This window comes from Amycolatopsis dendrobii (assembly GCF_014145675.1).
Lineage (GTDB): Bacteria > Actinomycetota > Actinomycetes > Mycobacteriales > Pseudonocardiaceae > Amycolatopsis > Amycolatopsis dendrobii.
The window spans coordinates 112895-125368 of the sequence record NZ_JACGZW010000013.1 but is presented as its reverse complement, the minus strand read 5'-3'; the positions used below and the strand labels follow the sequence as shown (position 1 = coordinate 125368).

General features: G+C 68.5%; 6 protein-coding genes. All 6 read right to left on the bottom strand.

What is annotated here, in order from left to right:
* Nucleotides 1-23 precede the first annotated feature (23 nt).
* On the bottom strand, nt 24-1142 hold the full coding sequence (locus tag H4281_RS34600; protein ID WP_182895072.1) for a cobalamin-independent methionine synthase II family protein: 1119 nt from the start codon (nt 1140-1142) through the stop codon (nt 24-26).
* A gap of 253 nt (nt 1143-1395) precedes the next feature.
* The gene (locus tag H4281_RS34595) at nt 1396-2418 is read right to left on the bottom strand and encodes an LLM class flavin-dependent oxidoreductase (RefSeq protein ID WP_182895071.1); all 1023 of its coding nucleotides are present in this window, start codon (nt 2416-2418) and stop codon (nt 1396-1398) included.
* A 28-nt stretch (nt 2419-2446) separates the two neighbouring features.
* A complete protein-coding gene (locus tag H4281_RS34590; protein ID WP_182895070.1) occupies nt 2447-4585 on the bottom strand; it encodes a N,N-dimethylformamidase beta subunit family domain-containing protein in 2139 nt (712 codons plus the stop codon).
* 113 nt (nt 4586-4698) lie between these two features.
* Nucleotides 4699-4983 (bottom strand): DUF1905 domain-containing protein, encoded by a 285-nt coding sequence (locus H4281_RS34585; protein WP_182895069.1) that lies wholly within the window; start codon nt 4981-4983, stop codon nt 4699-4701.
* A 162-nt stretch (nt 4984-5145) separates the two neighbouring features.
* The gene (locus H4281_RS34580) at nt 5146-8817 is read right to left on the bottom strand and encodes a CARDB domain-containing protein (protein WP_182895068.1); all 3672 of its coding nucleotides are present in this window, start codon (nt 8815-8817) and stop codon (nt 5146-5148) included.
* Nucleotides 8818-8884: 67 nt separating this feature from the next.
* Complete coding sequence (locus H4281_RS34575) at nt 8885-12469, bottom strand: discoidin domain-containing protein (RefSeq protein WP_182895067.1); 3585 nt, start codon at nt 12467-12469, stop codon at nt 8885-8887.
* Between the last annotated feature and the right edge of the window lie 5 nt (nt 12470-12474).

The window sequence follows — 12474 nt, the reverse complement described above, 5'->3', positions numbered from 1 at the left end:
ATTTCCCTTGCGCCACGCGATATTCAGTCGACAGCGGCGGCCTGGTGCGCATCCTGGCCGTTGCGGGCAGCCGGAAACCCGACCCCGAGCTGGTCCGCCGCGAGCGCAGTGCCTTCCAGCCGCGCGCGAATCTTGGCGAAGGCCGTCCGCCGCGAGGTCGACTGGTCGTCCGCGAACGGGGAAAACCCGCAGTCGTCGCAAGTCCCCAGCTGCTCCGCCGGGAGGCAGCGGGCGGCGCGCAGCACCCGGTCGCGCACCTCTTCGGCCGTCTCCACCTGCGGATCGATCGGGTCGATTACCCCGACGAACACCCGGATTCCCGGCCGGAGCTGGTCCGCGATGACGCGCAGGACCCGGTCCGGATCGGGCTCGCCGGCCAGCTGGAGATAGAAATTGCCGACGGTGTGCCGGAACAGCGCCGGCAGCAGGTCGGCGTAGTCGACGTCGAGGCTGTGCGTCGAGTCGAGATCGCCGCCGGGGCAGGTGTGGACGCCGATCCGCGCCCGCTCGGATTCGCTGAACCTCTCCAGGACCCGGTTGTTCAGCGCGACGAAATCGCGCAGCACCTGGCCGCTGGGATCGAGCTTGAGCGACAGGCGCCCCTCGGTGAAATCCAGCTGGACGACGTGCGCGCCCGCGTCCAGGCAGCCCCGGATATCGGCCTCGGCCCCGTCGGCAAGGTCGTCGAGGAAATTCTCGCGCGAATAGCCGTCGATCCCGGACGCCGGGTAAAGCAGCGACAGCGCGGAAGGCGCGATCACCGCTTGTTTCACCGGCAGGTTCGTGCACTGCCGGGCGGCCCGCACATAGCGCTCGGCGTGCTCCTGGTAGCGGAACGGCCCGGAAGTCAGACAGGGCAGCTGCCGCTGGTGGCCGTCGGCGAACGGGATGACGACGCCGTCCGCGGAAAGGTTCCCCGAGCCCGCGATCGGGTAGGTGACGAAGCTGGGTTTGCGCTGCTCGCCGTCGGTGACCACGGTCGCGCCCAGGCTCGCTTGCGTTTCGATGGTCTCGCGCACGGCCCGGTCGAGAACGGAGGCGAAGGCCGCGTCGCCGAGCTGCCCGCTTTCGCGCGCGGCGAGAGCGCCGAGCAATTCGGGCGAACGCGGGATGCTGCCGATGGGTTCGGAAGGAATGGTCATGCGGCGAGCCTAGGAGCGACCGCACGGAACGGAACAGGAAAAAACACCGGAGAACGCCGTTCTCCTCCTTTCGAGCCATTACCGGTTCGAAAGTGTTGACACGGCGCCGCGGCGAGAAAAACGCTTTATTGGCGCGCCGCGAAAAAGCATTCCAGGCGACGACGCCTTACGCGGTTTTCCCAGGATCTGCGGCCGGAACAGAACGAGGGGACGGCGGCCGATTCCAGCCGCCGTCCCCTCGTCCAGAGTCCGATCAGCGCCAGCCCAGCTCCGGGGCGACGTGGGTCAGGATGCTCTCCAGCACGTGCGCGTTGTAGTCGACGCCCAGCTGGTTCGGCACGGTCAGCAGCAAGGTGTCCGCGGCCTGCACCGCTTCGTCCTCCTTCAGTTCCCGCACCAGTTCGTCCGGCTCGGCGGCGTACGAACGGCCGAAGATCGCCCGGGTGTTCTCGTCGATCATGCCGATCTGGTCGCGCGAGTTGCGGTCGCCGCCGAAGTACGCGCGGTCCAGGTCGTTGGTCAGCGCGAAAACGCTGCGGCTGACCGACACCCTCGGCTCGCGCTCGTGGCCCGCTTCCTTCCACGCCTCGCGGTAGGCCTCGATCTGCTTGCGCTGCTGGACGTGCAGCGGCTCGCCCGTCTCGTCGTCCTTGAGCGTGGAACTCTGCAGGTTCATGCCGAGTTTCGCCGCCCAGACGGCCGTCGCGTTCGAGCCCGAGCCCCACCAGATGCGGTCGCGCAGGCCCTCGGAGTGCGGTTCGAGCCGGAGCAGGCCCGGCGGGTTGGCGAACATCGGCCGCGGGTTCGGTTTCGCGAAACCCTCGCCTTCGAGGAGCTTCAGGAAGACCTCGACGCGGTCGCGGGCCATGTCCGCGTCGGTCTCGCCCTCCGCGGGGGCGTAGCCGAAGTACCGCCAGCCGTCGATCACCTGCTCGGGGGACCCCCGGCTGACGCCGAGCTGGAGCCTGCCCCGCGAGATGAGGTCGGCAGCGCCGGCGTCCTCGACCATGTACAGCGGGTTCTCGTAGCGCATGTCGATCACGCCGGTGCCGATCTCGATCTTCGACGTCCGCGCGCCGATGGCCGCGAGCAGCGGGAACGGGCTGCCCGCCTGCCGCGCGAAGTGGTGCACGCGGAAGTACGCGCCGTCGACGCCCAGTTCCTCGGCCGCGACCGCGAGGTCGATCGACTGGTGCAGGAAGTCGGCGGCCGACCGGGTCTCGGAGTGCGGGCTCGGCGACCAGTGGCCGAACGACAGGAAGCCAATGTTCTTCACGCATCGTCAAACGTTCAACTACCCCGTCTCATTCCCCGGCGGCCGCCGCGCGGTCCGGACTCGCCGGCGCGGGACTGGACAGTGCCCGGTCGAACACGTTCCGCAGCAGCCGCCGCACCACCGGGTCGACCCGGATCGCTCCGTTGAACGTCATCGACGACGCGCTGAACACGAACCCGCCGCCGGGCAGCTCCTTGCACACCATCGCCGCGCCCGCGCGGTCGGTCGGGTTCGTGCCCTGTGCGATGACCTCGTTCGGCCGTACCTCGCCGTCGAGGCCCTGGAGGGTGTCGAACTCCCAGGCGCTCGCGGCTCCGTTGCGGCCGTGCGCGCCGAACGCGCCGCCGACGGCCAGGGCGGTCCCGGACAGGAACGGATGGTCGCGCAGCACGCGGTACGGCGCGAAGGTCATCCAGCCGTCGTACTCGAAATTCACTCCGAGCAGTTGCGACTCCGGCAGGTTGTAGTGGTCGAGGAACAGATCGCGGCTGCCGTCGGCGGCACGGAAGGTCAGGGCGGTGCCGTCGGTGTTGAACTCCGCGCGTTCGTAGATCTGGTTGGCTCCGGTGGCGATCACGCTGCCCCCGGCCGCGAGGTAGTCCGCCAGGTTGGCGCGCATGGCCATCGAGAAGTACTCCGGATGCGAACCGAGCACGACGGCGCTGTAGTCCGAAAGCCAGCCGCCGGTGTGCAGGTCGCGGTCGGTGTAGCAGTCGAACCCGATCTGCTCGGCGCTCAGCCAGCGCAGCAGTTCCAGATCGCTGTACAGCTCCACGTCGTACTGCCCTTTCGGCGCGATCAGCCAGGTGTAGCTGGGCCGCAGGAACGAAATCGTGCGCCGGACGCCGGCCTGGCCCTCGGAATACTGGTCGTGGCCGCTCCAGCCGTTGTACGCGTGGTAGGTGTTGGTCGGCAGCACCACGGCGATGTCCTGCGCGGGCGCCGCGGGCCGCACCACGAACGGGATGTGCTGCACCCGCCCGAACCGGCCGGTCAGCCGCGCGGCATACACCCCGGAGGGCCAGGTCGCGGGGATGTCGACGGCGTAGCGTTCGGCCCAGCCGCATCCGGCGGACCGGTAGTTCGCGGCCACCATCTGCAGGCCGCCGGCCACGGTGGTCGTCCCGGTGACTGCCTCCGGCGTGTCCCCGCCGGGCGCGACCCGCACGAGCTGTGCAGTGACCGAGCTGAACGCCGTCGACAGCGCGATGGACACCCGGCCGCCGGCGGGCACGCTCTGCCGCTGCGGATACCCCTGCAACCCGGCACTCCGTTCGACCGTGAAGCCTTGGCCGACGACGGCGCCGGTCCCGTTGTTGATCCAGCGCGGCCCGCCGTCGGTGTCGACCGTTTCGTGGTTGGTGAGCCGCAGTTCGACGAGATCGCCGTCGTCGCCCGGCACCGTCGAGTGGTCGATCCGGATGAGGTAGACGGCGCCGTTGCCGCCTCCCGCGAACAGGTCCCGGCGGAACAGCTCGAACCAGTCGTTGTCGCCGATCGCGATGGGCTGCCCGCCGTTCGCCCATCCGCTGCCGTCGCGGTAGCGGAACCAGGTGAGCGCGCCGGTGCCGCTGACCGCGTAGATGACATTCGCGGTGTCGGAAAACAGATACCGCGCGACATTAAATCCGTCGCCGAGCGGCTGGGGCGTTTCGAAAGTGCCGTTGATCCGCCGTGACCGGTACAGGATTCCGTTGGCGTCCACGCACCAGATGACGCCGCCCGGTCCGCCGAAAATCCGCGGGAAGGCGTTGAATCCGGTCCCGACGACGACCCCGGTGCCGTTGTTGGCCCAGGTCCCGTCCCCGGTGTCCGGATTGGACACGAGACGCTGGTAGTACAGCACCGTCCCGTCCCCGCGCACGCCGTACAGGACGCCGTTCAGATCGGCGAGCACGGTGACGAAGTCCTGCCAGCCGGACCCGATCAACAGCCCGGAGCCGTTGCTCCAGTCGAAGGCCGCGGTGGCCCAGCCGCGGTGCCGGTACCAGTAAAGGGAACCGTCCGCCTGCACGCCGTAGACGATTCCGTTGCCTCCGCCGACGAGCCTGCTCCACCGCTGGTGCGGATCAAAACCCTGGCCCGCCGCTTCCGCCGGACGCGCGTATCCCTTGGGCGCTTCGGCCTCCGTGATCGGCAGTTCCGCACGGCCGCTGAGAATTCCCATGTCTCCCCCTGAGCTCGGTGCACGTTTTCTCGCCTCTCAAGGGATGACGCGGGAAAGACGGCGCGGCGTTTCCCGGGATCCGCGACGACCACCCGAAAAGCCCAACAGCACGCTCAGCGGGCCAGGCGCTCCAGCAGGACGACCGTCAACGTGTCCCCGGCCTCCTTGCCGATCGCTTTCCGGAGCGAGGCGCTGACCGGGAGTTTGTGGGTGCCGTCGCCCAGCGCCATGAAGGAGCTCCGGAACGGTTCGCCGTCGACGGTGCCGCGGACCTTCACCAGGCCGCGGGTGCCGAAGAACTCCGCGGAGCCGGGCCAGACCAGGTACGTGTGGCCGCCTTTGGCCGGGCTCTTGCGCAGGGTCGCGGTGAATTTCTCGTCGAGTTCGCCGGTCTTCATCGGGTTCTCCTTCTTCTCGGGCGGGACGTTCACCTCGAGGTACGAACCTGGTCGAGGGATTTCGACACGGTACCGGCCTGTCTTTCGGGAAACCCGGAATCTTCACGCACGGTGTCGGTCCGGTGCCGGAGCGATCACCCGCCCCGGCGCCGGACCGCTCCCCTATCGCATTCCGCGGCGGCTGCGCGCGGCGACCGCCGGGACTGGTCCGCCGGTGATCGTGAACTGCGAACCCGGCTCGCGGACGATGTCGCCCGTCGACGAGTTCGTGATCGTCACGTTCGACAGCGTCGCGCCGCCGCGGGCGCCGCTCATCGCGAGGATGCCCGCGCCGTTGTTCGATTTGTCGATCTGCACATTGCTGATCGTCGCGTCCGGCATCGCGCCGCCGCCGGTTTTGAATTGGATTCCGTCGTAGGTCGAATCGTGGATTTCCGTGTCCCGCAGCACGATGCCGGGGATGTCCTTGCCCTGGGCGAAGAACGTGATCGCGCCGAATTTCTGCTGTTCGCCCCAGAAGACGCCGCCGCAGCGGTACAGGGCGTTGTTCGCGATCAGCGTCTGCCCGGAGAACGGCAGCGGGTCGTGGTCGGTCGCCAGCATGATGCCCGGGTAGTTCATCGTGTCGGAGACCAGGTTGTTCTCGATTTTGTTCCCGTACCCGCCGTAGACCGCGATTCCGTTCGCGCGCCACGGCAACTGGATCGTGTTGTTGCGGAACACGTTGTCGTGCGCGATGTCCACGGACGGATCCTTCACGTACTGGTTCGCCCACACCGCGAGCGAATCGTCGCCGGTGGTACGGAACGACGAGTTCACCACCCGCGAGTTCCGGGTGCCGTTGGCGAAGTTGATGCCGTCGGCGTAGGTGTCGCGGATCCGCATGCCGCTGAACTCCAGGCCGTCTGCCGGGCCCCACAGCGCCGGGATGTTGCTGTAGTCCCGGCCGACCCACACCCCGACGTTCGCGTGCTCGATCCACACGTTCGAGATCTTCGTGCCGGCGCCGAACCGGCCGTTCAGTCCGACGCCGCCTTCCGCGCCTCCGTCGCCGCCGCGGATGCGGCCGGAGCCGAAGATCGCGAGGTCCGAGATCTGGACGTTCTTGTCGATGTCGAAGCCGAAGTTGCCCTCGTGCGGATGGTTGATGCCGCCCGCGTCCTGCGGCTGGATCAGCGAGTACAGCTGCGAATACCACATCCCGGCGCCGCGGATCGTCGCGTTCGAGATGCCGATCTGGTTGTACTGCCCGCCGCCGTTGGGCACGTTCGGGTCGTCGGTCAGGATCTTGCGTTCCTGCCGCCACTGGCCCGGCGGGATCCAGACGCAGCTGATCACGCCGTTCTGGTCGTCGGTGACCGCGCGCTGGATCGCCTCGGAGTCGTCGATCCCGTCGTCGGGCACGGCGCCGTAGTCGGTGATCGACGTGCATTCCGGCGGTTTCGGCAGGGCCGGTGCGACTTGTTCGAGGTCGATCAGGTCGATGACGTAGTACGCCGCGGTGTCGCCGTTGTCGCGTTGCAGCTTGAACTTCGTGCCCGCGGGGTAGGACTGCGCGAGCAACGCGTGCGATTCGTCGAACAGGCGCCGTGCGTCGGCTCCGGGAGTGTTCGTCAGGCCTTCGGGGTCGTCGGTGGTGCCGTAGAGCCAGCTGTGCTGGGACGACAGGTTCAGCTTCTGCACGAAGGCGCCGTTGACGTACAGGCTGATCGTCGCGTCCTGTCCCCCGCCGCCGGGCGCGTCCGGGATCGAGTCGCGGACCACGATCGAGTTCGCCTGGTTCGTCGAGGTGAATTCCACGTACTGGCCCTGGTTCGCCAGCCGCACGGACTTCCGGCCGGACGATTCGGTCGCGAAGTTCGTGTGCCCGAACGTCCGCAGCGGGTCGGTCTCCAGCAGTTGGCCTTGGTACTGCGCGGCTTCCGCTTCGTACTCGACGTACGGCAGCGCTGCGCCTCGGCCGACCGCCATCGCCCGGGAGAGCGTGTTGTTGGCTTCGTTGGTTTCCTCGACTGTGCCGGTCGCGTCGGCAGTCGCGGTGAGGTTCGCGTTCGCGGCGGTCCAGGTGCCAGGAATCGCGACATTCGCCGTGGCCCCGGCCGCGATCGCGGGAGTGTCGGCGTTCAGAGTGGTTTCGCCGGCGGTCAGCCGGGTCACCGAGACACCCGCGCCGGACGTGCCGCGGTTGTGCACGGCGACGGTGAACGAGACTGGCGCGCCGACGGCGGGGTTCGGCGGGTTCGACGTGATGCCGGTGACCTCGAGGTCCGGTCCCGGTGCCGGTGCGATCACCAGCGGCGTCGGCGAGGTGAACGTGTTGTTGGTGTCGTCCTGCTCGATCACCGTGTTCGCCGGGTCGACGGTGGCGGCCACGCGGTAGGTGCCTTGGGGTCGTTTGCCCGCCTGCACAATCGCTGTGCTGGACGCTCCCGCAGCGAGTGCGCCGACCGGTGCAGATCCGACGACGGCGCCGTCGAGGCTGACGTTGACCGTCGTCGCAGGGGCAGCGGCGGAGCCTGCGTTTCGCACGGTCGCCGACACGGCGAGGTCGCTGCTTTCCGTCGGGTTCGACGGGGTCCACGTCGTGTCTGTGACGACCAGGTCCGGATTCGGCGCGGGTGTGCCGAAGACCTGGAATTCCGCCGCTTGGCCGCCCGGTGCGCCGGAGTTGGCGAAGAACCGCAGCTGCACGTCCGAGGCGCGGCCGGTGACTGGGATCGTCACGATGTTCTGGTTGGCCGCCGGGTCGAAGCGGTAGTCGGCTCGTGCGGACAGCGTAGTGAATTCCCCTGCGCCCTGGGCGCGGCCGAGGATCTCGAAGTTCTGCGTCCGCGCGCCCCAGATCGGGTCCGGGTTGAGCTTCACGACGACGGACGAAAGGTCGGCGTCGGCGCCGAGCTTTGCTGTCAGGGTGTTCGGGTAGCCTGCGGAAGACTCCCAGTAAGTACCAGTGTTGTTGTCATTCGCGTTGGCGGCCGCGAACGCGCCGACCGTCGAGGAAGCCTCGATCGGCTTGCCCGCGGCGAGGTTCTGTCCGGTCTGCGTCCCGGCCCGGACGACGTGGTTGCTGTCGGCGGACTCGTTGCCGGCCGCGTCCTTGGCGCGCACGAAGTATTCGATCCGCGTGCCCGCCGGCCGGTTCTCGGTGAAGGCGGTGCCGGTAACCGTGGTGACGGGCGTGCCGTCGCGGTAGACCGTGTAGCCGGTGACACCGACGTCATCGGCGGACGGCGACCAGGTCAGTTTGACCTGCCCGGAGGCGGGTTCGGTCAACGCGACGTTCGCGGGCGCGGTCGGGGCCTGCGTGTCTCCGGTGTCCGGCCCGTACAGCTCGAACTCCGAGAGCTGCGCGGCGGGCCACTGCGTGTTCGCGGTGACGTCCAGGCGTACGTAACGGGCGGACGCGGTCAGCGGGATCGTGACCGTGCCGGAGCTGAACGGGTACCCGGTCGATCGGACGAGGTCGGTGAACGACGTGCCGTCGGTGCTGCCGCGCACGGTGAGCGTCTGCGTGCGGGACTCCCAGGTGGCAGGCAGTTTCAGCACGATCCGCGAGAGCGGCTTGGTGGAGCCGAGGTCAGCTTGGATCCATTGCGGGAACGCGTTGTTGGCCGATTCCCAGTAGGTGGCTTGGTTGCCGTCGAAGGCGTTGGCGACGGGATAGCCGGGCTGCACGCTGCTCGCCGAGACCGTGCGCGTCAACGGCACATCGGCAGCGTTCGGAGCCGGACCAGGCGAGGGACCACCGGCCGCGGCGGCGGAGGTGAGCCCTGCCGCGAAAAGCCCTGCGGCGAGGAAACCGGCGACGAGACGGGACAACCGCATACGTGTCATAGCGTCTTCCGTTCTTGCGGAGTATGGGCGGGTGCCCGCCGGGAAAGCCGGGCGGGCACCCGCGCGCTCAATTGCGGGTGATCGTGAACGTGGACGTCGTGTTCCGGATGTCCTGGTCGTTGTCGCTCAAGGTGAGCCCGGTGAACGTCGCCGAGCCGACCGCCGGGCCCTGGCCGGGCTCGGGCAGCTCATTGGCCCAGATCCCGATCCCGGACTTGGCGTCGAACTCGTCGCCGCTGCGGTGCGCCCCGCTGATCGACACGTTCGTCAGCACCGTGTCCTGGACCGGATTTTCCGGCTGGCTGCCGGTGTATTTGGTCTGGAACATGATGCCGCTGTAGGTCGGGCTTTGGATGTCCGCATCGGACACCCGGATGCCGCGGAACTCCTTCGACGCGGAGAACAGCCAGATCGCCGGGAACGTCTGCTTGCCCCAGAAATGGCCGCCGGTGCGGACGAGCGTGGCGTTCTGGACGGTCGTCGGCTGCGGCCCGAACCCGAGGAACGGATAACCGAAGTCGAGCGAACTGAGCGTGATCCCGGAGTACGTCAGCGTGTCCGCGATGTAGAGGTTCCGGAAGGTGTTGTTGTACCCGCCGTACACCGCGATGCCCGCCGCGCGCCACGGGAGCAGCACGGTCAGGTTCTCGAACACATTGTCGTACTGGTTGCCCTGATTGATGTCGGTGGCGGCGAACAACGCGAAGCTGTCGTCGCCGGTGGACCGGGCCTCGTTGTTGGTGACGTGGTTGCCGGTGCTGCCGTTGGTGAAGTTGACGCCGTCGGCGAACGTGTCGCGGATGCGGGAGTTCCGCACCGTGGAGTTGTCCACATCGGTCGCCCAGAGCAGGCACATCTGGTGCTCCACCCAGATGTTGTCGATGGTCATGTTCGTGACGCCGGTGAAGTTGAAGACCTTGCCCGGGCCGTCGATGCGCGAGGTGTAGTTCCCGAACACGGCGAACCCGCTGAAGGCCGACCCGCTCGCGCTGGCTTGCGCGTCGAAGCCGATGTCGGTGTTCTCCTGCCCGGCGGGCGCGGTGAACCTGGTGAACCACGGCCCGGCGCCGAGCACCGTGACCGGTTTGCCGTACACGGTGACCTTGCCGGTCATCGGGTACTGCCCGGCCGGAAGGTAGACGCCGGTGAGGTTCGGGTCCTGGCGGACCTTGTCCAGCGCGGCCTGCACGTCCTGCTGGCTGAACCCGGCCGGGACCGCGTAGTGCGCCGGATCCGGGTTCGCCGTCGCGGCGGCCAGTTCGAAGTTCACGAAGTCGATCGCGTAGTTCGCACTGTTCGCGGCGTCCTTCTGCAGTTTGATCTTGTGCCCGGCGGGGACCGTCGTGCCGAGCAGCGTGCTGGCCTCGTCGTAGATGTGCCGCGCCGGACCCGCGCCCGGCGAATTGCCCGGTGAGGCTTCAGCGCCGTAGAGCCACGCGTAATGCGAGGTCAGGTCGATGGCTTTGAGGAACGTGCCGTCGACGTACACATTGAGCGTCGAGTTCTGCCCGCCGCCGCCCGCGGCGTCCGGCATCGAGAACCGGGTGACGAGCGTGTTTGTCGCCGCGCGGGTGGTGAACTCGACCGACGAGCCGGTCGCGTTCAGCGTCACCGCTTTGCGGCCCGACGCCTCCCCGGCGAGATCACCGATCGTTCGGTTCGGACCGATCACTGTCGCACCGCCCGCGACGACACCGTCCTCGGCTTCGTACATGTCGTACGGCATGTTGGCGCCGCGGCCGACGAACAGCGATTGCGTGCTGATGTTGTTGCCCTGCTTGGCAGGCAGCTCGTTGGCATCGTTCGCGACGACCGTCTTGACCGTGTATCGCCCGTTCGCTGCGGTCCAGTTGCCAAGAGTCACCGAAGCGGTGGCCCCGGGTGCGATGACTCCGGCGGAGGAACCGTTCAGCGTCTTGACGACTGTGCCGTTCTGGTCGGCGATCGTGACCGTGACGTCGTGGGCACCGTCCGCCGAGGCGACCGTGCCCTGGTTGCGCAGAGTCGCGGTGAAGGTCACCGTGTTGCCCGCCGCCGGATTGTTCGGCGACCACGCGGTGGCCGCGACGAGGTCGGAACTCTGCACGAGGCTGACGACCAGCGGCGTCGAACTGGTGTAGGAGTTGTTGTCCTCGTTCTGTTCGACGACCGTATTGGCTTCGTCGACCTTCGCGGTCACGTCGTAGCTGCCCGCGTCGCGGGTGCCGATGTTCGCGGACACCGTTGCGGACGCTCCGGCCGCCAGCGCGCCGACCGCCGCCGTGCCGACCTTCGTCTTGCCCAGGTACAGGTTCACGTCGGTCGCGCCCGAGGCGGCCGTACCGGCGTTGCGCACGGTCGCCGACGCGGTGATCGCGTCGGTCTCCACCGGTTTCTGCGGCGTCCAGGACACGTCCGAGACCGTCAGGTCCGGGTTCGGCGCTGGCACGCCGAAGACCTGGAATTCCGCGGCCTGACCGCCGCCCGCACCGGAGTTGGCGGTGAAGCGCAGGCGGACGTCGCTGGCCCGGCCGCTGACCGGGATGGTCACGAGGTTGCCGCTCGCGGGGTCGAACCGGTACGCCTGCGCGGGCGCCAGCGTGGTGAAGTCGGTCGCGTCCTGGTCGCGGCCCTCGACGGCGATTGTCTGCGTCCGCGTGCTCCACGCCGGGTCCGGGTTGAGCTTCACGACGACGCTGTCGAGGTCGGCGTGCGAGCCGAGCCCCACGGTCAGCAGGTTCGGATACGCCCCGCTGCCCTCCCAGTACGTGGTCGCCGAATCGTCGTTGGCGTTGGCCGCGACATACGTCTGCTGGGTCGACGACGCGGTGATCGGCTTGTGCAGCGCGAGATTCGTGCCGCTCTGGGTGCCGTTGCGGGTCACGGTGGCGCTGTTCGCCGACTGGTTGCCCGCCGCGTCGCGAGCCCGCACGTAATACGCGACGCTCGCGCTGGCCGGCTGGTTGTCGGTGTAGGTCAGCACGTCCCCGGCGACGCTGCCGCGGAGCTGGCCGTTGGCATACACGTCGTAGCCGGTGACGCCGGTGTTGTCCGCGGAGGCCGACCAGGTCAGCCGGATCTGGCCGCTCGCGGGCTCGGTGTAGGCGAGGTTGCCGGGCGCGGACGGCGGCTGCGTGTCGCCGCCCGCCGGGCCGTGGACCTCGAACTCGGACAGTTGCGCGGCGGGCCAGCCGGTGTTGGCGGTGATGTTCAGCCGCACGTAGCGGGTGCTGCCGGCGAGGTTCACGGTGACCGTGTTCCCGGTCGCCGGGTCGAACCGATAGCCGGCCGACGGCACGAGGTCGCTGAAGCTCGCGCCGTTCGCGCTGCCCTGCACTGCGAAGGTTTCGGTGCGGGCTTCCCAGTTCGCGGGCAGTTTGAGCACGAGCTGGGCGACGTTCGTCGCGGCGCCGAGATCAGCCTGAATCCATTGCGGGAACTGGTTGTTCGTGCTTTCCCAATAGGTGGCCTGGTTGCCGTCGCCCACGTTGGCGACGGGATAGCCGGAGAGCTGGCTGCTGGCGGTGTAGGTCGCGGTGGCGGCTTGGGCGGCGGGCCGGACGGCCGGCTGGGCAGCGGGGGCCGGCGCGGCGCTCGCCGACCAGGCGGGCGCGGTCAGGAGCAGGGACAGGGCGGCGGTCGCGGCGCGCGCGAGCAGTCGCTTCGTTCTCATGGGTT

Coding starts and splice junctions, on each gene's coding strand:
- H4281_RS34600 (WP_182895072.1), bottom strand. CDS start 1,142: ATGACCATTCCTTCCGAACCCATCGGCAGCATCCCGCGTTCGCCCGAA.
- H4281_RS34590 (WP_182895070.1), bottom strand. CDS start 4,585: ATGGGAATTCTCAGCGGCCGTGCGGAACTGCCGATCACGGAGGCCGAA.
- H4281_RS34585 (WP_182895069.1), bottom strand. CDS start 4,983: ATGAAGACCGGCGAACTCGACGAGAAATTCACCGCGACCCTGCGCAAG.
- H4281_RS34580 (WP_182895068.1), bottom strand. CDS start 8,817: ATGACACGTATGCGGTTGTCCCGTCTCGTCGCCGGTTTCCTCGCCGCA.
- H4281_RS34575 (WP_182895067.1), bottom strand. CDS start 12,469: ATGAGAACGAAGCGACTGCTCGCGCGCGCCGCGACCGCCGCCCTGTCC.